Origin of the sequence: Lactobacillus porci, assembly GCF_009695985.1 — a bacterium.
Taxonomy (GTDB): Bacteria; Bacillota; Bacilli; order Lactobacillales; family Lactobacillaceae; genus Lactobacillus; species Lactobacillus absianus.
Genome location: NZ_VUMX01000007.1, coordinates 14,542 through 32,411 on the forward strand (window position 1 = coordinate 14,542; position 17,870 = coordinate 32,411).

Annotated in this window: 22 protein-coding genes; 15 read left to right on the top strand and 7 right to left on the bottom strand. The window is 52.5% G+C overall.

Annotated elements, in window-relative coordinates:
• Window positions 1-5: 5 nt before the first annotated feature.
• Entirely contained in the window at window positions 6-194 is a 189-nt protein-coding gene (locus FYJ62_RS03620; protein ID WP_154547971.1) for a hypothetical protein, read from the top strand.
• Between the two features lie 81 nt (window positions 195-275).
• On the opposite strand, the gene FYJ62_RS03625 is transcribed toward FYJ62_RS03620, so the two are convergent.
• Both FYJ62_RS03625 and FYJ62_RS03630 read right to left on the bottom strand, forming a co-directional pair.
• Window positions 276-1,490, bottom strand: a complete 1,215-nt coding sequence (locus FYJ62_RS03625) for a L,D-transpeptidase family protein (RefSeq protein ID WP_154547829.1) — start codon at window positions 1,488-1,490, stop codon at window positions 276-278.
• A gap of 114 nt (window positions 1,491-1,604) precedes the next feature.
• Entirely contained in the window at window positions 1,605-2,264 is a 660-nt protein-coding gene (locus tag FYJ62_RS03630) for a hypothetical protein (RefSeq protein WP_154547831.1), read from the bottom strand.
• A 294-nt stretch (window positions 2,265-2,558) separates the two neighbouring features.
• Here FYJ62_RS03630 and FYJ62_RS03635 point away from each other — a divergent pair, with 294 nt between their 5' ends.
• The 6 genes from FYJ62_RS03635 to FYJ62_RS03660 all read left to right on the top strand — a co-directional run bounded on the left by FYJ62_RS03635 (window position 2,559) and on the right by FYJ62_RS03660 (window position 8,400).
• Window positions 2,559-3,968 carry an FAD-binding oxidoreductase gene (locus tag FYJ62_RS03635; protein WP_154547833.1) on the top strand — a complete coding sequence of 470 codons (1,410 nt, stop codon included), beginning with the start codon at window positions 2,559-2,561 and terminating at the stop codon, window positions 3,966-3,968.
• 293 nt (window positions 3,969-4,261) lie between these two features.
• On the top strand, window positions 4,262-4,774 hold the full coding sequence (locus FYJ62_RS03640; protein WP_154547835.1) for a TetR/AcrR family transcriptional regulator: 513 nt from the start codon (window positions 4,262-4,264) through the stop codon (window positions 4,772-4,774).
• Window positions 4,775-4,793: 19 nt separating this feature from the next.
• Window positions 4,794-5,852, top strand: coding sequence for an FtsX-like permease family protein (locus FYJ62_RS03645; protein WP_154547837.1), 1,059 nt, complete (start codon window positions 4,794-4,796; stop codon window positions 5,850-5,852).
• A gap of 1 nt (window position 5,853) precedes the next feature.
• Window positions 5,854-6,528, top strand: coding sequence for an ABC transporter ATP-binding protein (locus FYJ62_RS03650; protein WP_154547839.1), 675 nt, complete (start codon window positions 5,854-5,856; stop codon window positions 6,526-6,528).
• 256 nt (window positions 6,529-6,784) lie between these two features.
• A complete protein-coding gene (locus FYJ62_RS03655) occupies window positions 6,785-7,807 on the top strand; it encodes a hypothetical protein (RefSeq protein ID WP_154547841.1) in 1,023 nt (340 codons plus the stop codon).
• A 92-nt stretch (window positions 7,808-7,899) separates the two neighbouring features.
• Window positions 7,900-8,400 (top strand): PTS sugar transporter subunit IIA, encoded by a 501-nt coding sequence (locus FYJ62_RS03660; protein ID WP_154547842.1) that lies wholly within the window; start codon window positions 7,900-7,902, stop codon window positions 8,398-8,400.
• Window positions 8,401-8,608: 208 nt separating this feature from the next.
• Here the strand turns inward: FYJ62_RS03660 and FYJ62_RS03665 are convergent, their stop codons facing one another.
• Window positions 8,609-10,024: a C69 family dipeptidase gene (locus FYJ62_RS03665; protein ID WP_154547844.1), complete on the bottom strand. Its 1,416-nt coding sequence runs from the start codon at window positions 10,022-10,024 to the stop codon at window positions 8,609-8,611.
• A 292-nt stretch (window positions 10,025-10,316) separates the two neighbouring features.
• Here FYJ62_RS03665 and FYJ62_RS03670 point away from each other — a divergent pair, with 292 nt between their 5' ends.
• The 6 genes from FYJ62_RS03670 (at window position 10,317) to FYJ62_RS03695 (ending at window position 14,262) form a co-directional block, all read left to right on the top strand.
• Window positions 10,317-10,880, top strand: a complete 564-nt coding sequence (locus FYJ62_RS03670; protein ID WP_154547846.1) for a TetR/AcrR family transcriptional regulator — start codon at window positions 10,317-10,319, stop codon at window positions 10,878-10,880.
• A 52-nt stretch (window positions 10,881-10,932) separates the two neighbouring features.
• Window positions 10,933-11,139 carry a hypothetical protein gene (locus FYJ62_RS03675; RefSeq protein WP_154547848.1) on the top strand — a complete coding sequence of 69 codons (207 nt, stop codon included), beginning with the start codon at window positions 10,933-10,935 and terminating at the stop codon, window positions 11,137-11,139.
• A gap of 61 nt (window positions 11,140-11,200) precedes the next feature.
• On the top strand, window positions 11,201-11,740 hold the full coding sequence (locus FYJ62_RS03680) for an NAD(P)H-dependent oxidoreductase (RefSeq protein ID WP_154547850.1): 540 nt from the start codon (window positions 11,201-11,203) through the stop codon (window positions 11,738-11,740).
• Between the two features lie 15 nt (window positions 11,741-11,755).
• Window positions 11,756-12,304, top strand: a complete 549-nt coding sequence (locus FYJ62_RS03685) for an NADPH-dependent FMN reductase (protein WP_154547852.1) — start codon at window positions 11,756-11,758, stop codon at window positions 12,302-12,304.
• Between the two features lie 164 nt (window positions 12,305-12,468).
• Window positions 12,469-13,251 (top strand): tyrosine-protein phosphatase, encoded by a 783-nt coding sequence (locus FYJ62_RS03690; RefSeq protein ID WP_154547854.1) that lies wholly within the window; start codon window positions 12,469-12,471, stop codon window positions 13,249-13,251.
• A gap of 51 nt (window positions 13,252-13,302) precedes the next feature.
• On the top strand, window positions 13,303-14,262 hold the full coding sequence (locus FYJ62_RS03695; RefSeq protein ID WP_154547856.1) for an FAD:protein FMN transferase: 960 nt from the start codon (window positions 13,303-13,305) through the stop codon (window positions 14,260-14,262).
• A gap of 72 nt (window positions 14,263-14,334) precedes the next feature.
• Here the strand turns inward: FYJ62_RS03695 and FYJ62_RS03700 are convergent, their stop codons facing one another.
• The 4 genes from FYJ62_RS03700 to FYJ62_RS03715 form a co-directional block, all read right to left on the bottom strand.
• Window positions 14,335-14,613, bottom strand: a complete 279-nt coding sequence (locus FYJ62_RS03700; RefSeq protein WP_154547858.1) for a hypothetical protein — start codon at window positions 14,611-14,613, stop codon at window positions 14,335-14,337.
• Between the two features lie 34 nt (window positions 14,614-14,647).
• Window positions 14,648-14,869, bottom strand: a complete 222-nt coding sequence (locus FYJ62_RS03705; protein WP_154547860.1) for a hypothetical protein — start codon at window positions 14,867-14,869, stop codon at window positions 14,648-14,650.
• A 31-nt stretch (window positions 14,870-14,900) separates the two neighbouring features.
• A complete protein-coding gene (locus FYJ62_RS03710; protein ID WP_154547862.1) occupies window positions 14,901-15,437 on the bottom strand; it encodes a hypothetical protein in 537 nt (178 codons plus the stop codon).
• A 103-nt stretch (window positions 15,438-15,540) separates the two neighbouring features.
• The gene (locus FYJ62_RS03715; RefSeq protein ID WP_154547864.1) at window positions 15,541-16,089 is read right to left on the bottom strand and encodes a CvpA family protein; all 549 of its coding nucleotides are present in this window, start codon (window positions 16,087-16,089) and stop codon (window positions 15,541-15,543) included.
• A gap of 175 nt (window positions 16,090-16,264) precedes the next feature.
• Here FYJ62_RS03715 and rsmG point away from each other — a divergent pair, with 175 nt between their 5' ends.
• Together rsmG and noc are read left to right on the top strand one after the other, a co-directional pair.
• The gene (rsmG, locus tag FYJ62_RS03720; RefSeq protein ID WP_154547866.1) at window positions 16,265-16,984 is read left to right on the top strand and encodes a 16S rRNA (guanine(527)-N(7))-methyltransferase RsmG; all 720 of its coding nucleotides are present in this window, start codon (window positions 16,265-16,267) and stop codon (window positions 16,982-16,984) included.
• Between the two features lie 24 nt (window positions 16,985-17,008).
• Window positions 17,009-17,869 carry a nucleoid occlusion protein gene (noc, locus tag FYJ62_RS03725; RefSeq protein WP_154547868.1) on the top strand — a complete coding sequence of 287 codons (861 nt, stop codon included), beginning with the start codon at window positions 17,009-17,011 and terminating at the stop codon, window positions 17,867-17,869.
• Window position 17,870: the final 1 nt, after the last annotated feature.

The following is a 17,870-nucleotide window of genomic DNA, read 5'->3' on the forward strand; positions in this document are numbered from 1 at the left end:
GAAAGATGAGGATCAAGCATGTAAAGACAATTGCCCTTCTGCTCGCCGTGGGCTATGCCGGCGGCCAAGCCTTGAAGCGGTCAGCCCCGTTCTTGAAGGGGGTTCAGGCCGGAATCCTGATGGAGAAGGGCAAGAGAAAGCTCAAGGAGAGCGAGCCTGTCCAAAGGCTGATGGAATTGGCTGACAAGGACTAAGAAAAATACCAGAAACAAATAACACAAAAAAGGACCTAGCCGCAAATGCGACTAGATCCTTTTTATGATGCAATTTTCGTCTTAGAAGACGACCACTGGCATGTGGACGTCAACCGCGTCCCAAACAGACTTGATTTCGCTTGGCCGGATGTTGACGCAGCCGTGTGAGCCGCCATCCAGGTAAGCGGTGCTTGACCAGTCGGTCCGCCAAGAAGCGTCGTGGAGGCCGCAGCCAGTCAAGGTAAACGGCATCCAGTAGGAAACCTTTGACGCGTAAGCTGAGCCGTCGTCGTTGGTCCCGCGCAGGGTGACGCGCCGCTGCTTGTAGAAGATGTACCAGACGCCCTTAGGGGTAGCGTCGCCAGTAGTGCTGTTTGCGGTCCCGGTTACGACGTCAGGAATCGAAACGACGACCTTGCCGTTCTTGACCACCCACAGGTCCTGGCTGGCAATTGACACCGCCACGTAGCTGTGGCCCAAGCCGTTGTTGGCCTTGCCGTAGCCCAGGCCTTCAGTGGTGTAGCCCTTGCCATAGATATGGTTCTTGCCGTCAATGATGGACTTGCCGTCTTGGTAAGCCTTCAAGATGGCCTCTTCAGCGCTCTTGACGTAGATGCCCCAGCCGTAGCTCTTGTTGGTTACGGTAACGGTTGAGCCGGCTGGCGTCTTGAACTTGAACTTCTTGCCCAAGGTGCCGACTTCGCTGTCCATTTTTTCCAGCTTGGCCGTCAGCTTCTTGACGTCCTCAAAGTGCGTGGCGCCCTTGTAGTAGGAAGCCTTGGTGACGTACTTCTTGGCGTCCAGCTTGAAGCTCTTGCCAGCAACCTTGTAAGTGACCGTGGCGGCCAGGACCTTGTTCAGGGCCTGCTTGCCCGCGTCGATGTCCTTGTTGACGTAGGTGTATTGCTGGGTGTTGGTCAAGGTCGTGTGCTGCTTGTCAAAGTACTTCTGGACCTGGGCTTGGGTAATGGTCTCGACCTTTGGGTTGCGGGAGACCGTCACCTTGCCGTCCGTATCGGTTACCTGGTTCAAGGCTTTGGCATTGATGGCCTTAGTCGCGCTAGCGACCGTCATCTTGCCGACCTTGACGCCATAAATGGTGACGTTCGGGTTGAAGTGGGTCTTGTTAAAAGCAGCCTGCTTCTTGTTGGCCGCGTTGACCGCGGCATTGTGGGACTTGGCTTGCTGCCAGCCGAAGACCCCTAAGATGATGATCAGGATTACGGCAGCAGCGCCACCAATCAGAAGCTTGGTGTTTTGCTTGTTTTTCTTGTGATAATCCATTCGAGAAGGCATATTAACTCCAATCTATCTCTCCGAATTGGGTTTAGTATAGCACGAATTATAAGATTATGAAAATCTGGTGCTTTAAAAAAGTAAGCAGGAGATTGGTCGAAAAAATGAATAGGTCTAAAACTTGGTATCTGCCAGGTCATCTTCTGGCCGGTGGCCTTGGATGCGGACGACCTGCCAGGCAAAATCGTCCTTGGCTTCAGCCAGGTCAAGGGTCAGCTGGCCAGCTGCAAATTCAAAGGGCACCTCTGCCCGGCCGTCAACCCATTCAACCCGGTTGGGCGCTTGCTCAAGGCCGGTAACGACGGCTTGGGCGGCAACGGGCGCGTGGAGGAAGAGGTAGTCCTGGTAGCTGACGTGCCGGTTTTCTAAGAGAAAGGCCCCTTGCAGATCGCATTCTAAGGCGCATGGCGCCCCTTCGTTGACGACGTGACCAAATTTATGCATCCACTTGTTCAAGGCCGTCAGTGCCGCTTGATCGTCTTCTTGTAGGCCATCAGCGACATCCAGGTCGATGACCAGCGGCTGGCCGGCCTTTCTGGCTGCCACCAGGGCATCAACGACCGTGTCTGGGGCATATTTTTGCCCGGTCATGGCCGGAACGTTCTTGACCGTGTATTTGGCGCAGGCAGCCTCAAAGGCGGCCGGGCTGTTGCTGGCGATGCAGCGGGCGCCAATGTCCCGGGCCCGCTTGACCAGGGCGTCAGCCTTGCTTGGCGCGGACTCTGGGTCAGCCAGCTTGAAGTTTAAGATGATTGCGAAATCCGGATTAAGCATGAATTATCTCCTTTGTAAATGACATGGCTTTATTGTATAAGAAAACAGTATGCAAGTAAAAAGAAAAAACTGGACTAAAGGAATATTTCACAAAGTCTGGGAAAAGAAAATTTCCCCATAAAGCCCTTTCACGGACTGGCGCGATTTTAGACCAATTTTGCCTATGTGCAAAAAATAATTGAATTGACAGCGCTTTCAAATATGGTTTAATAGACATTGGATCTTTAATATGTAAGTAATTATTTAAAAAAGAAGCTGAAATATATAATTTTGGCAATCTGTAAGGTGAGAAGTATGGAATACAATAAATTGACCACTAGCGACATTGAAAACCTGCGCGGCATGATCGCGAATCCTGACCGCTTCGTGACTGAAGTCACTGAGCACTGGGACCACGACCAGCTCAAGACCGTCCGGGCCATGCCTGAACTGGTCATCCAGCCAACGACCAACGAAGAAGTTCAACAAGTGGTCAAGTACGCCAGTGACCACAAGCTGCCTTTGGTGCCCCGCGGCAATTCCACTGGCTTGATGGGGGCCAACCTGACCGTTCACGGCGGGATTTCCTTGGACATGGTCAAGATGAACAAGATTCTGGAATACGAGCCAGAAAGCCTGACCATGACCGTTCAAGCCGGGATTCGCCTGAAGGACATCGAGGAGTTCCTGGCTGACAAGCCTTTGACCTACGTGCCAGCGCCAGCCATGCACTGGGCAACCATCGGGGGCAACGTGGCAACCGATGCCGGCGGCTTGAAGGCCGTTAAGTACGGGGTTACCCGCGAGCACATCCGGGCCTTGCGCGTGGTTTTGACTGACGGCAAGCTCTACCGCTTTGGCTCCAAGTCAGTCAAGTCATCTTCAGGCTACTCAATGAAGGACCTGATGATCGGTGCTGAAGGGACCCTGGGCGTGGTGACTGAAGTTACGGTCAAGCTGATGCCGCGGGCCAAGACCATCATCAATGCCTTGATTCCATTCCCAAGCTTGAACGAGGCCATCAAGTCCGTGCCAGCCATCCTGGCTTCCGGCGTGGTGCCAACCACGGTTGAATTCATGGGCCGCAAGGTCTTGAACCTGTGGGAAAGTTACTCAGGCAAGGAATTCCCAGTCAAGGACGGGAACGGCTTTATCATTATCGGCCTGGATGCCTTCACTGAAGGGGAAGTCAAGGCGGAACTGGATCAAATCGCCAAGACGACCGCGGCCTTCAAGGCTGGCAAAATCGTCGTCCTTGACGCCGGCAGTGAGCAGGCCAAGCTGATCTGGAGCGCCCGTGAGCAGCTTTTGCTGGCAATTCAGAAGTCAACGCCAAAGATGGACGAAGTCGACGTTTCCGTGCCAATCAACAAGATCCCTGACGTGCTGGAAAGAATCCAGGAACTGGAAGACGAGCTGGGGATGCGGATCCCTAACTTCGGCCACGCTGGCGACGGGAACCTGCACATTTACATCTGCTCTGACGAAATGACTGATGAAGAATTCATCAAGAACCGCGACACGGTCATCAGCGAACTCTACAAGACCGCCAAGGCCGTTGACGGGAACATCTCCGGTGAGCACGGGGTTGGCTACGCCCGCGAAAGCTACTTCGACGACTTCTACGGCAAGGACTACACTGACTTGCTCAGAAGCGTCAAGAAGCTGCTTGATCCAAACGGCGTCATCAACCCTGACAAGATCTTCCCTCTGGAAGGCAAGTAATTAAATAACTATCAACTAATCAAACAACAAACTATTCGAACAAGAACAACATTCAAGTAACATTACCAGCAGCATCACATAAGCAATGGTAAGTTCAAAAGATGAAGACCAAGAGACCAAGATATGATCTCTTGGTCTTTTTTTGGCGAATTTTTATGAAGGCGCCAGAATCGGGACGCTTCTAGTATAATTTTTTCAGAAAGCTAAAAAGAAAGATTGACACGGTGTCACTTTGTAGTAAAGTAGATAAGTGAGAGGTGACACGGTGTCACCAAAGGAGACAGAAACAAGCAATGGTCAAAGCAACGTTTGAAAACCTGAAAGCCGAGAAGAAGGAGCGGGTCACCCAAGCCCTGCTGCACGAGTTTTCCGCCTACCCCCTGGAGCGGGCGCAAGTAGCGCGGATCGTCAAGGAGGCGGGCATTGCCCGTGGGGCCTTCTACAAGTATTTTGACGGCTTGCCGGATGCCTACGCCTACACGTTGAAGACGGCGCTGGTCCACCTGCACGCGGGCTTTTCGCCGAAGTCTTTTGACGGCGAAGAGATCTACCGGGCAACCTGGGACTTCCTCAAGCAGGTCAAGGACAGCGAGTACTACGACCTGGCCCGGATGCACTACGTGGCCAATGAGGCCGCGGTCAAGGAGAAGCAGCCGGCGTCCCTGCGCTGCCAGCGCAAGCTTCCGGCGAAGATGTGGGCGGCCATGCTTTTTTCCCACGAGACAATCAGATGTGCCCTGCTCGACCCGGACCATGCCGATGAGTACCTCAAGCGGCTCAAGGAGGCTTTGGCCCTGATCGAGTAGGCAAGGGAAAGGAAAAACTATGTTTTTAGCTTTAAAAGAGATCAAGCATGAGAAAAAGCGCTATGGCCTGATCGTCTTTATGATTTTTTTGATCGCCTATATGATTCTGGCGACCTGGGGACTGGCCTACGGCCTGGCCCGGGAAAACACGGTGGCGCTTGAGAGCTGGCAGACCAAGAGCGTGGTCTTGAACAAGAGCGCCAACCTGTCCATGAACAGTTCAATTTTGACCAAGGACGACTTGAAGAAGGTCGACTTGACCGACAAGGAAGCCGTAGTCGGCGAACTGCAGGTAGTGGCCAAGAAGAAGGGCAAGACCGGGATCAACGCCCAGTACCTGGGGGTTAAGAAGGGTGAGTTCATCTACAAGGACCAGGACTTAATCGCTGGCCGCCGGGCTAAGAGCAAGTACGAGGTCACGGCTGACAGCCGCTTTAAGGACAAGGGCTACAAGCTGGGCGACAAGGTGACCTTGAACGGGTCAGACCACAAGTACAAGATCGTGGGCTTCGTCAAGGATGCCAAGATCAACATTGAGCCGATCATATATGGCTTTTTGCCAGCATGGAAGGAATTGAAGAACGTGGCGCCAGGGATTGAGGCTTCCGGGATCATTTCCCAGCGCAAGCTCTCTGTCAAGGACAAGCACTTCAAGTCTTACCCAGTCAACAAGTTCATCCAGAAGCTGCCGGGCTACTCTGAACAGAATTTGACTTTTGAATTGATGATTGCCTTTATGTTCATTATTTCCCTGGTAATCGTGGCGGTCTTCTTGTACATTCTGACCATCCAGAAATTGCCGAACTACGCGGTATTGCGGGCGCAAGGGGTGCCGGCCAAGACTTTGATCTGGGCCACGGTCAGCCAGAGCCTGCTTTTGGTAACGAGCGCCTTGGTCTTGGCCCTCTTGGCCATCTGGGGCACGGCGGCCGCTATGCCGGCATCAGCGCCGATGGCCTTTACGCCGGAAATTTTTGCCGCGGCAATTGGCGGGATGTTGTTGATGGCTCTGCTGGGCGGGCTTAACCCAGTCAGAACGATTTTGAAGATTGACCCGGTACAGGCAATTGGAGGCTAAGATGGCAGCGATTGAAATCAAGAACGTGAAGAAAGTTTACGGGCAAGGGGATGCGGCAACGGTTGCCCTGCGCGGGGTCGACTTTAGCGCCGACACTGGCAACGTGGTTCTGTTGATGGGACCGAGCGGGGCCGGGAAGAGCACCCTTTTGACGATCATGGGCGCCTTGCAAAGCGCCACCAGCGGGCAGGTGGAAATCGACGGCCAGGACATCAGCCAGCTGAAGGAAAAGGACCGCAGCCGCCTGCGCTTGAACAAGCTGGGCTTTGTTTTGCAAGCTTACAACCTGGTACCGTACTTGACGGTTAAGGAACAGTTCCAGCTGGTGGACAAGGTCAAGAAGAGCGGCAACTTGAGCAAGGAAGAATTGACCAGCCTGCTGGCTGATCTGGGGATTGAGAACCTGGTCAAAAAGTATCCCGAAAACCTGTCAGGCGGGCAGAAGCAGCGGGTGGCAATCGCCCGGGCCATGTACGCCAACCCGAAGATTTTGCTGGCCGATGAGCCAACGGCATCTTTGGACAGTGAGCGGGTGGAAGAAGTCGGCCGCTTGTTTAAGAAGCTGGCCAAGGACCACGGGAAGGCGATCATTTTGGTCACCCATGACCCGCGGCTGGAAAAATACGCTGACCACATCTATGACATGATGGACGGCCAGCTGACGCAAAGAAAATAATCTGAAAAAAGTGTTGAACGGCTACTCGGCTGAGTAGTTGGTCAACACTTTTTCTTTTTGGAGATGCGGCGCGTGGGTTTGGGGGAGTTGGGTACTTTTTCAAGTTTGGATTCCCGAAAAGTTCTGTCATCACTTAATTTTTGACCGGATGCGCAGAAAAGCGACCGGATTTGAGTTTTTCGTCCTTTTTCGGCTGAAAGCGAGTATGCTAATAATTGTAAAAAAATATGGGATAGAGAAAACGAGGTCGATAGGGATGGAAAAGTTATACGAAATCTATACTGGTGCTGATGATGACAGCTTCGAAGTTGGCCGCTTGTTGTTTGAAGAAAACAGCTGGCAGCTCTACTTGACTTTGGATGAGTTGGGCCGGGATGATTCCCTGCTCTTGATCAGAAAGTCAGCGGTCACGCGGCTGTTGGATCAATCAGATTATTTGGCAGAGATCCATCGCCGGCGGAAGCTACTAACGAAAAAAGGCCTGGTAGATCCTTTCAAGCTGGAAGACAAAGTTAGCTTAATCAAGTCAGTTGAAAGCTTTATGGACTTATTGCCTGGGCAGGTTGTATATTTTGGCCTGGAAGGCGAAGACTACCAGCAATGGGGCTATATTGATGAAATTTCTGACGGGCAAGTCAGCTTTGCGGCATATCCATCTGGCAAATACCAGCCTTTTGCAGGAGAAGTTGCTGTCAGTCAACTTCGGCGGCTAGCCGCTTTTTCAGGTGAATGGCTGCTGGACAATCCTAAGTTTAAGAAGGATTTTTCTTCAGACTCAGCGGCTGAAAATCTGTGCGAAGTTCATCTGAAAGAAGATCCTGATTCATTCGCGGTTGGCCGGCGCTTGTGTGCTGATGACGACTTCAGCTTGTATTTGACCGTCGACGAAATTGGCCGGGATGACTCTTTGCTGCTGGTTAAGAAGTCGGCCGTTGACAGAGTAATTGATCAATCAGAGTATTTGCAAGATATCAGCCGTTGCCGGCACCAGCTTAAGGAAAGAGGATTAGAAGATCCATTTGAAGTTCAAGATAAAGTAGCAAATATCAAGCAGATGCAGGACTTCTGGCAATTAGCTGACAGTCAAGTCGTATCCTTTGTCATGAAAGATGAGGAAGAAGCAGAATATGGCGTCTTGAAGAGCAAGGAAGGGGATGCCTTAAGCTTTGAGCAATACCCGTCTGGCAAGTACGAGACTTTTGCTGGCCAGATCAACCTGGCTGAAGTCGATCGCTTGGAAGCCTTTGGCGGTGAATTGACTTTGGAAAATATCCATTAAAAATAATAGTAAATCTACCATCAAAATGATAAACTAGACAGTGATGATTGCGCTTACATATTTTAGTCTGAATATCATTTTGAGGTTGATTTATGTTTAGAATTTTTGATTTGCTAAAGAGCAGGGCCCGGCTGAGCAAGGTTCTGGCTCCGGTCCAGGGCAGGCTGTTCCCGCTCGAGGACGTCAATGATGAGATTTTTGCCAGCAAGGGACTGGGCGAGGGCTTCGCGGTTCAGCCGTCCAGCGACTTGATCTACGCTCCCTTGAATGGTACGGTTACTTCCTTGTTTCCGACCAACCATGAGATTGGCATCCGGACCAAAGAAGGACTCGATCTCTTGATCCACCTGGGTTTGAACACGGTAGAACTGGGCGGGGGCGGCTGCGACATTCTGGTTGAAGCTGGCCAGGAAGTCAAAAAGGGCCAGCTATTGGCGACCATGAACCGCAAGCTGCTCCGGGGGCTCGGCTATGACGATACGGTGATCGTGACCTATACCAACGACCAGATCCTGAAAGGGATCTCGGTGCCGGTCTTCTTCAGGGAGATCAACGCCAAGCGGACGGTCCAGACCATCAGCTACCTCAGCTGAAATAAAAAAATGAGTCTGGGAAAAACTCAATATCATTAAGTTAAGACATTGACTTAGGACGCTCATCTAATCTAGATGAGCGTCTTGTATTTGGGCAATCGAATGTAGGAAAAATCGGTTTGCTGTGATCATAAAAAAGGCTTCCAGAAGTTTTACACTTCTAGAAGCCTTTTTATTCGTTAGATTTTCCCCCAGACTCATTTTTATCCTACAAGTTAGGATCCATCTGGAAGCGCAGCGGTGAATCACCGGTTTGGGCGGTAATCAGGTGGCTGATCAGCTTGTTGTAGATGTCAGTCGTCGCCTTGGCCATCTTGGCGTTGGCTTCGTCCGCGACCGCGGCTACGGCTGCCGGCTCTTGGGCCTGGTGCAGCTTTTGCTCGTATTCATGCCGCAATTGGCTGACCTTCTGCTTGGCTTCAGCCTGGGCGTTGGCCAGGTCGTTGCCGTACTTGCCCCAGTCGCGGTCGACCAGGACGCTGGCCAGCTTGAAGATCCAGTAGGCGGAGTTCGGGCTGTATTCTTCCTTCCCGTTGCCCCACATGTATGGCACCTTGGTCCCTTGCGGGAAGAAGGGGATGTAGACGCTTTGGGAGGCCACGCCCATGGCCAGCCAGTGGTACATCTCCTCGCCCTTGAGCTGCAAGAGGTGGGACTCCTGGGTGGTGGCGACGCCGATTGGCCGGAAGGTGGCCTGGCCGGCGTTCTTCTTGCTGGTCAGGTCGTAAGGGGTGTTGCTGTAGTGGCTGCCCAGGACCTTTTCCGCGTCCGCGATCGTCACCGGCTTGTCGGCTTTTTGCAAAAATGGCAGTTCAAAGGACTGCGGCTCTTGGACAAGCGATGGGGTCAGGAGCTTTTGCCCGTACCAGACCCGCGGGGTGTTGTAGTGGAGGTCGCTTTCGCTGTTGGTGCCAAAAATGTCCCGCCAGTTGAACTTGGCTTCGCGCGGCCACAGGCGGTTGTCATAGACGAAGTCTGCCAGGCCGGCGGAGAACATGAAAGAGTCTGGATCGCTGAAGTCGATCTCCTGGATGGACAATTGGTTGGCAACGACGGCATAGGAGTCGTCAGGGATGCGGATGGCTACCCAGTGGTGGCCAGAGCCGATTTCCATGTACCATGCCTCGTCGCGGTCGCCAAACAGGATTCCGTTGGCTTCAGCTGCCCCGTGGCGTTCCACGATCTCGCCCAAGCGCCGGACCCCCTCGCGGGCCGTCTTGACGTATGGCAAGACCACGGTTACCATGGCTTCTTCCAAAATCCCGCCTTCAGTCTTGAAGGGGTCAATAGCCAGGACCCGCTCATTGCTGTAGGCACTTTCGGTGGCACTCATGGCCACGTGGAATTCGTTGATCCCGTCTTCTTCAAACACGCCATACTTCTTGGTCCATTCCGGAGTTGATGAGTAGGCATAGCTTTCCTGTGGCAGGGTCAGCTGGAACTTGTTGGCGCGCGACTTGAAGACGGGCGCTTCATCGGCCAGCTGGTGCTGGTTGAAGGCCAGATGCTTGGGCCAGGCGGTTCTGGAGTCTTCATTGCGGCCAACGATGACGCTGCCGTCGCTGCTGGCTTTCTTCCCGATCAAGATGGAGGTGCAGGAGGATCTGCCGACTTTTTCTGTCATTTTTGCTTCCTTCTTTCTTTTTGATAAACTTGCTCATGCTGTTTCGTTGCCCTAAGGGCTGATACTCTAGATTTTACCCCATTTAGTCAAATTGTTTAAAAAATATCTAAGGCCGAGATTAGAGCCCTGAAAATTGTGCTAAGATATAACCCGAGAAACGATAAGTGGTTCTTATAAACGATAAGAGCACACATTATTGGTTGCCACCAATACGGAATAAATGAGGAAATAATATTTACAGCTTATATGAAAGTGGCAAAAAAGATATTTTGGGGATAGATGGAGCAGTCGGATGGCAAGAAGAAAAGAGATTGATCGTGAGAAAATATTGGACATAGCCTATAAACTGGCCCTGAAGGACGGCTTGGAGAGCGTGACCGCCCGGAGCATCGCCAAGCAGGGCCACTTTTCCACCCAGCCAATCTACCTGGAATTCAGGAACATGACCAGCCTGCGGCGGGAGGTTCTGGACCGGATCACCAGCAACTTGCAGGAAAAGACCCTGCAGAAGGTCTACGTGAGCCAGCCGGTTTATGATCTAGACTTGTCCTACCTGAATTTTGCCCGCCACCACCGGAGCCTGTTTTCCAGCTTGTTCGTCAAGGGCCGCTTTGGCGATCAGCTGATCAAGGATTGCCTGATCAAGGTTGGGAAAGACAAGGTCAAGGAGCAGTTTCCAGACTTGCCTGAGCCTGACTTGGACTGTCTGACCCGTTTCAATTGGATCCTGGTCAACGGGATGGCCGTCATGCTGGTGGATGGGCTGCTGGAATATGACCAGGACAGCATCGTCAACCTCCTGGACCAGCACTTGAACCAGCATTTGAAGCAGTTGCAGGACAAGGCAAGCGAATAGCCGCATTCCTGTTTGACCTTTTTCATGAAATCACTGCTTGATTAGTGATTGCTTGATCAAAGTCTTAAAAAAGCCGCAGAAAGCTGCTGGCACTTTTCAAGAAAAGGACGGGGCAATTTGCCAAAACGAGGCAAGAGCAATCGCTGACATTGGCGATGGAACGGGAACGACGGCTTTTTTGCACTTTTTGAACGATTTAAAAAACTTAAATAGTTCGCAAAATCGTCAATGCTTGCAACTTTTTCACAAAAAACAGTAATCACCGTTTGGATCTTTCGGTATAATAGGGGAAGTAATGGAAAATCTGAAAGGTGGTTTATATGAAAGTTTTAGCTTTAAGCGGATCAAACGCCGAAAAGTCTTACAATGAAACTTTATTAAAGTTCATCGCCAAGCACTTTGCCGGCAAGTATGATTTTGAATTCGCGACCGTCAGAGGCCTGCCGATGTTCAAGGAAGGGCAGGAAGACCCCGAGGACGTGGCCAAGCTCAGCCAGCAAGTCGCTGACGCTGACCTGGTCTTGATCGGGTCGCCGGAACAGCAGCACTCAGTTACCAGCGCCTTGAAGAGCGCCTTGGAATGGCTCTCAACCAACACGCACCCCTTCAACGGGAAGCCAGTGGTTGTCGTTTCAACCTCTCCTTTGGCCCAAGGCGGGGCGCGCTCACAAACCAAGCTGAAGACGATTTTGGCGTCTCCAGGCCTGCACCCAACGGTCTTCAACGACGATGAATTCATGATGGGGCTGGCACCGGAAGACTTTGACGAAAACGGCGACTTGAAGGTGGAAGGGACCGTGAAGTTCCTGGACCACTTCTTTGAAGAAGTCGACGCTTGGTATGCCCAAATCACGAAGTAGGAGCGGAGGCTTGAAATGAAATTATTAGCAATTGTTGGTACCAACGCAGACTTTTCATTCAACCGTCTGCTGTGCAAGTTCATCGCCAAGCGCTACGGCGACAAGGCGGACATCGAGGTCGTGGAAATTGACGGCCTGCCAGCTTTCTACAAGGAAGGCAAGGGCGATGACAAGGTCGCTGCCTTGCGCGCGCAAGTCAAGGAAGCTGACGGGGTCATCATCGCGACGCCAGAATACGACCACGCCGTGCCAGCTGCTTTGAAGAGCGCTTTGGAATGGCTGGGCTCCCACGCCGGCGCTGACGTCATGAACATGAAGCCAGCCTGCGTGGTTGGCGTTTCCCTTGGCGGTCAAGGTGCTTCACGTGCCCAGGAAGACTTGCGGGAAATTCTGCTTTCCCCAGACATGAGCGCCAACGTTCTGCCGGGCAACGAATTGTTGATCGGCCGGGCATTCTCCAGCTTTAACAAGGAAAGCGGCGAACTGGTCGACGAAGGCTCCGTCAAGCAATTGGATAAGGTGATGGATGCTTTCTTCAAGTTTGTTTCGCAAGCAGCAAAGTAAGCGTAAGGCTGAGATAAGACAAAAGTGAATTTCAGTGGGAAAACGGGCGGCTCTGCTGTCCGTTTTCTTTTGGCCTTTTTGGCAAATTATCTTATGATAAGACTAAGAACTCGCTTGAAGTTAAGCGAAAAAGTAGCAAGAGAAGGAAAATAGGAGGGATTGTCATGCCAGTCGACCTGCTGCCGCTGAAGACCGTCCGCAACCCGCGCGACCTGGGAGGGTATGTTGGCTATGCCGGACGCAAGATCAAGAAAAGACGCCTGCTCAGGACCGGGACCGTGGCCAAATTAAGCCAGGAGGACGCGGATTTTCTGCGCGCTTATGGGGTCAAGACGATTATTGACCTGCGCTCGCCGCAGGAGTGCGTCAAGCGGCCGGACCGGCTGGTCGACGGGATCGCCTCCGTGCATATTCCGATCAGCAGCCGGGACCAGACCCAGGCGGGGGCCAGTTTTGAGGATCTGGCTGACATGTACGCGACCAAGCCCTTGGCTGGCTTTCGCCATATGATCGGCTCCTACCAGAAGATGGTTTCGCGTCCGCATTCCCAGGCGGCCTTCCACGACCTGCTGGCCTTTTTGGCCCAGCAGGAAACGGGCGGCACGATTTTCCACTGCTCAGAAGGCAAGGACCGGACCGGCATGTCCACGGTCTTTATTCTTTATATTCTGGGCGTGGATCTGGAGACGATCCGGCAGGACTATTTGGCTTCGGGGCCGCTTTTGAACGACTACCGGGCCCGGCGGGACCGCGAATGCGTGGAGCGGGGCGACAACCTGATCTTCCGCGCCAACTTAAGGTCGCTGGGGACGGTCAACAATGAGTACCTGGACGCGGCCTTGCTGCTGATTCAGGAGAAGTACGGGGACCTGGACCACTTTATCGTCAACCAGCTGGGCGTGGGTCCGGGGATGCAGGAGCGCCTGCGGGACTTGTATTTGGAATAGAAAAAGTAAGTGAAAAAAGCAGATGCAGATAGAGAAAAAAGAGGATTAACGATGGGGATTATCAAGTATATTTCAACCGATCAGGTTTCCGCGTCCCACAAGGCCATGGGGACCCACATGACCTTCCAGATTTTCGGGACCCGGGAAGACACGGAAGGCATTCTGCAGCAGACCTGCGATCTGGTGGATCATTTTGAAGACATTTTGACGGTCAACCGCAAGCCGGACGATGCCCGCTATGGTCTTTCAGAAGTGACCCGGGTCAACGATGCGGCTGGCAAGGAGCCGGTTCAAGTCTCCAGTCCGGTTTATGGCTTGATCAAGCTGGCCGTGGAGACCAGCCGGGAGAATTTTGGCTTTAATGCCCTGATCGGGCCTTTGGTCAAGCTGTGGTCCATTGGCTTCAAGGGCGCGCGGGTGCCGGATGAGCGCGAGATCAAGGAAAAAATGGACTTGATCAACCCTTGGATGGTGGAATTGAATGACGACGACCACTCCGTCTTTTTGAAAAAGGCTGGCATGGAGCTGGACCTGGGTGGGATCGCCAAGGGCTGGACGGCCGACCGGATCCGCGACTTGTGGCGGGCTTATGGAGTAGAAGCCGGAATTATCAACCTGGGTGGCAACGTGCTTTTTGTCAACCCATGTCCTAAGCGCGCGAACGGCATGTGGACGGTTGGCGTGCAGGACCCGATCAAGCCGCGGGGCGAGAACATTGATGCCGTCATGATTCCGGAATGTTCCGTGGTAACGAGCGGGACTTATGAGCGCTATTTGGAAGTTGACGGGCACAAGTACCACCACCTGATCGACTCCCGGACCGGCTACCCGGTTGAGACCAAGGTTGCCGGGGTCACGACCTTCACGAAGAATTCCGTGGATGCCGAAATTGAGTGCAAGCGTTGCTTCTTCGCGGGCGCGCCAATCAATGGCTGGGTCAACGACCAGCGTCTGGGTGCCGTCTACGTTTACAATGACGAAACTGTCGAACAAGTTGGCTTGAAATATTAGTATAGCAACAACCCTGTCACGGTCGGTGACAGGGTTTTGCTTTGGTGTCGGGTGAACACTTTTGTCAAAATGTCAGCAGTTGGGTACTTTCCGGGGCTCGTTTTCGTCAAAACCCCAGTAGTTAGGTACTTTCCGGGGCTCGATTTCGTCAAAAGTCCAGTAGTTGGGTACTTTCCGGGGCTCGATTTCGTCAAAACCCCAGTAGTTGGGTACTTTATGGGGCTCGATTTCGTCAAAAGTCCAGTAGTTGGGTACTTTCCGGGGCTCGATTTCGTCAAAAGTCCAGTAGTTGGGTACTTTCCGGGGCTCGATTTTGTCAAAACCCCAGTAGTTGGGTACTTTATGGGGCAAATTTTTTGCAAATCGGTCGCAGTTGGATGTCTTTTTAGGAAAAAATCCCCGGAAAGTCCCTAACTAAAGTTAAAATCACGAAATCCATCCCCGCAAAGTCCCTAACTAAAGCTAAAATCACGAAATCCATCCCCGCAAAGTCCTCAACTAAGCCAAAACTCGCGAAACTCATCCCCGCAAAGTCCCTAACTAAAGCTAAAATCACGAAATCCATCCCCGCAAAGTCCTCAACTAAGCCAAAACTCGCGAAACTCATCCCCGCAAAGTCCCTAACTAAGTCGAAAATCTCAGAACTCAGTCCAGCAAAGTCTCAAACTGTAGCACTCCCCCAGGGAATCTTCGTGGTTCAGTAAGAAACGGGGGTTAAATATCGAAAAAACGGTTTGGTTCAGTAAAAAGCAGGGCTCAAATATCGAAAAAACGTCTTGGCTCAGTAAAAAGCGGGGCTCAAATATCGAAAAAACGTCTTGGTTCAGTAAAAATCGGGGCTCAAATATCGAAAAAACGTCTTGGCTCAGTAAAAAGCGGGGCTCAAAATTTGAAAAAACGTATTGATTCAGTAAAAATCGGGGTTCAAAGAAATGATTATCCCCGTTTTTACCGCAACCAAGCACGATTTGTCCAAACCGATCCCCATTTTTACCGTAGCCAAGCGCGATTTGTCCCAACCGATCCCCATTTTTACCGTAGCCAAGCGCGATTTGTCTAAAAAGCTCCCCGTTTTTACCGCAACCAAGTGCGATTTGTCTAAAAAGCTCCCCGTTTTTACCGTAGCCAAGCACGATTCGTCCCAACCGATCCCCGTTTTTACCGTAGCCAAGCACGATTCATCCCCAAGCGATCCCCGTTTTTACCGCATCCAACCGCCTCACCGCCGCGTACCCAGGCAAACAAAAAACTGGAAGACCGGCTGGTCTTCCAGTTTTTTTAAGCAGTGGTCCGGCTGACGCTGAACAGGGTCTTGAAGACCCCGGTGGACAGGCCGGGTGTGGAGTTGACGATGAAGCTCAAAAATGGCGAGCTGGAAATGGCGGAGCTCAGCTGGGCAATGCCGAGCGCGTTGACGATGGACAGGACCACGTACATGAAGAAGTAGGCGGCCACGAAGGAGACCAAGGCGCCGGCGGTTGAGTCCAGGACCTTGGTGAAGCCAACCTGGGCCTGGCGTTCCGGCAGCCAGCCTTTGACGATCTTGGACAGCTGCTTGCCAACGAACAAAAGGACGAAGAAGGCAGCGAAGCGGCAACCCTGCAGGATCAGCTCATCCCTGATGCTTAAGGTAGCGCTGATGCCAGCTTCACCCACAGCCTGCTTGTAAATCATGTTCCCGATCGGGTTTTGCAGCATAATGGCGATCATGAAGACGACCCCAGCGAAGATCAGGTTGATGATCCGCTTGGAGAAGCCGACATTGTAGCCTTTATAGGTCTGGTAGACCAGATAGGTTATAACTAGCAAGGTAATAACGATTGACATTAAAATCCCTCTTTACTCTGTGGAACAAATCTTCCAAATCTGGCGGAAATATTTTGACCTGGTGCCAAAAATACTCCATAATTGTTAAGATAGTTTGTGTAACAATTATTTTTGCGAAACATAGTCTTTTGCGTTAAATTTAAGGGTGTGAAACACGGTTTCACAGGTGGAAAAATTGAATCCTGAACTTTTTGCGACTACATTATCAAACCATAATCTTAAATTGTCTGCCAAGCAAGAGCAACAATTTAAAACTTATTTTAAAGAATTGATCACGGTCAACGAGCACGTGAACCTGACCCGGATCACGGAAGAGGACGAAGTCTACCTCAAGCACTTCTACGACTCGCTCACGCCCCTGCTTTTGGTGCCGGAAGTCTTCACCGAAGGGGCCAAGGTCTGCGACGTGGGGGCCGGGGCGGGCTTCCCGTCTTTGCCAATCAAGATCCTGCGGCCGGATTTGCGCTTGACCATCGTCGACTCTCTGGGCAAGCGGCTCAAGTTCCTGCAAGAATTGCTGGACAAGCTGGAAATCAGCGGGGTTGAGCTGGTTCACGGGCGCGCGGAAGACGTTGGCCAGAACCCAGCCTACCGGGAGCAGTTTGACCTGGTGACGGCCCGGGCAGTGGCCAGAATGTCCGTTTTAAGCGAGTACTGCCTGCCGCTGGCCAAGACCGGCGGCAAGTTCGTCGCCCTTAAGGGGCCAAAGGCCGCCAGTGAGCTGGCTGATGCCAAAAAGGCCCTGGATACCTTGGGCGGCAAGGTCTCCTTCAGCCAGGAATTCACCCTGGCCGGGACTGAGGAGGAGCGGACCATCGTCGTGGTCGACAAGGTCAAAAAGACCCCGGCCAAGTACCCGCGCCAGGCCGGCACGCCGAACCGCAAGCCTTTGTAATTGATTAGGAATGGAGGTCAAATCATGGCTTTTGGCTTTTTTCATCGCAACGAAATTCCAAAGAACAAGCAGATCCAGGACCTGCCGCTAGCCCGGATCCACCCCAACCGCTTCCAGCCGCGTCATGCCTTCAGCTCTGAATCCATCAACGAGCTGGCCCAGACCTTGCGCGAAGAGGGGCTTTTGCAGCCAATCATCGTCAGGGAAGACGGGGAAGAGTATGAGATCATTGCCGGCGAGCGGCGCTTCAGAGCGGCCCAGTCCTTAGGCTGGGAAAAAATTCCCGCCATCGTCAACAACCTCTCTGACCAGCAGACCGCTTCTTTGGCCCTGATCGAAAACCTCCAGCGCGAAGACTTGAACCCAATCGATGAGGCCACGGCCTACGAAAACCTGATGGAGCTCAACTCCCTGACCCAGGCCCAGCTGGCCAAGGACATCGGCAAGTCCCAGTCCTACGTGGCCAACAAATTGCGCCTGCTCAAGCTGGATCCCCAAATCCAGGAGGCTCTGGCCAGCGGCGCCATTACCGCCCGCCACGGCCGGGCCCTGCTGGCTTTAAGCAGCGACCAGCAAAAGCAGGCCCTGGAGCAGATCTTGAGCGACAAGCTGAACGTCAAGCAGACCGAAGAACTGGTAGCCAAGTTGCTGGAAGGGCCGGCCAAGCCTAAGGAAAAGCGCAAGGTCTTTCGGATGAGTCATGACATGCGGGTCCAGATCAACACGATCAAGGAAGCCGTCAAATTGGCCAAGCAGTCCGGAATCAAGGTCAAGGTTGCAGAACAAAAGGACGGGGACGAATACTCCATCACTATCGTGATGAAGGATCCGGCAAAGAAGAAAGCGGCCAAGAGCAAGAAGCCGGCCGTAAAGAAGGAGGACTAGC

What these genes read in the sequence shown, in the direction of transcription:
- FYJ62_RS03620 (WP_154547971.1), top strand. Translation starts at nt 6, where the DNA reads ATGAGGATCAAGCATGTAAAGACAATTGCCCTTCTGCTCGCCGTGGGC.
- FYJ62_RS03625 (WP_154547829.1), bottom strand. Translation starts at nt 1,490, where the DNA reads ATGCCTTCTCGAATGGATTATCACAAGAAAAACAAGCAAAACACCAAG.
- FYJ62_RS03630 (WP_154547831.1), bottom strand. Translation starts at nt 2,264, where the DNA reads ATGCTTAATCCGGATTTCGCAATCATCTTAAACTTCAAGCTGGCTGAC.
- FYJ62_RS03635 (WP_154547833.1), top strand. Translation starts at nt 2,559, where the DNA reads ATGGAATACAATAAATTGACCACTAGCGACATTGAAAACCTGCGCGGC.
- FYJ62_RS03640 (WP_154547835.1), top strand. Translation starts at nt 4,262, where the DNA reads ATGGTCAAAGCAACGTTTGAAAACCTGAAAGCCGAGAAGAAGGAGCGG.
- FYJ62_RS03645 (WP_154547837.1), top strand. Translation starts at nt 4,794, where the DNA reads ATGTTTTTAGCTTTAAAAGAGATCAAGCATGAGAAAAAGCGCTATGGC.
- FYJ62_RS03650 (WP_154547839.1), top strand. Translation starts at nt 5,854, where the DNA reads ATGGCAGCGATTGAAATCAAGAACGTGAAGAAAGTTTACGGGCAAGGG.
- FYJ62_RS03655 (WP_154547841.1), top strand. Translation starts at nt 6,785, where the DNA reads ATGGAAAAGTTATACGAAATCTATACTGGTGCTGATGATGACAGCTTC.
- FYJ62_RS03660 (WP_154547842.1), top strand. Translation starts at nt 7,900, where the DNA reads ATGTTTAGAATTTTTGATTTGCTAAAGAGCAGGGCCCGGCTGAGCAAG.
- FYJ62_RS03665 (WP_154547844.1), bottom strand. Translation starts at nt 10,024, where the DNA reads ATGACAGAAAAAGTCGGCAGATCCTCCTGCACCTCCATCTTGATCGGG.
- FYJ62_RS03670 (WP_154547846.1), top strand. Translation starts at nt 10,317, where the DNA reads ATGGCAAGAAGAAAAGAGATTGATCGTGAGAAAATATTGGACATAGCC.
- FYJ62_RS03680 (WP_154547850.1), top strand. Translation starts at nt 11,201, where the DNA reads ATGAAAGTTTTAGCTTTAAGCGGATCAAACGCCGAAAAGTCTTACAAT.
- FYJ62_RS03685 (WP_154547852.1), top strand. Translation starts at nt 11,756, where the DNA reads ATGAAATTATTAGCAATTGTTGGTACCAACGCAGACTTTTCATTCAAC.
- FYJ62_RS03690 (WP_154547854.1), top strand. Translation starts at nt 12,469, where the DNA reads ATGCCAGTCGACCTGCTGCCGCTGAAGACCGTCCGCAACCCGCGCGAC.
- FYJ62_RS03695 (WP_154547856.1), top strand. Translation starts at nt 13,303, where the DNA reads ATGGGGATTATCAAGTATATTTCAACCGATCAGGTTTCCGCGTCCCAC.
- FYJ62_RS03705 (WP_154547860.1), bottom strand. Translation starts at nt 14,869, where the DNA reads ATGAGTTTCGCGAGTTTTGGCTTAGTTGAGGACTTTGCGGGGATGGAT.
- FYJ62_RS03715 (WP_154547864.1), bottom strand. Translation starts at nt 16,089, where the DNA reads ATGTCAATCGTTATTACCTTGCTAGTTATAACCTATCTGGTCTACCAG.
- noc (WP_154547868.1), top strand. Translation starts at nt 17,009, where the DNA reads ATGGCTTTTGGCTTTTTTCATCGCAACGAAATTCCAAAGAACAAGCAG.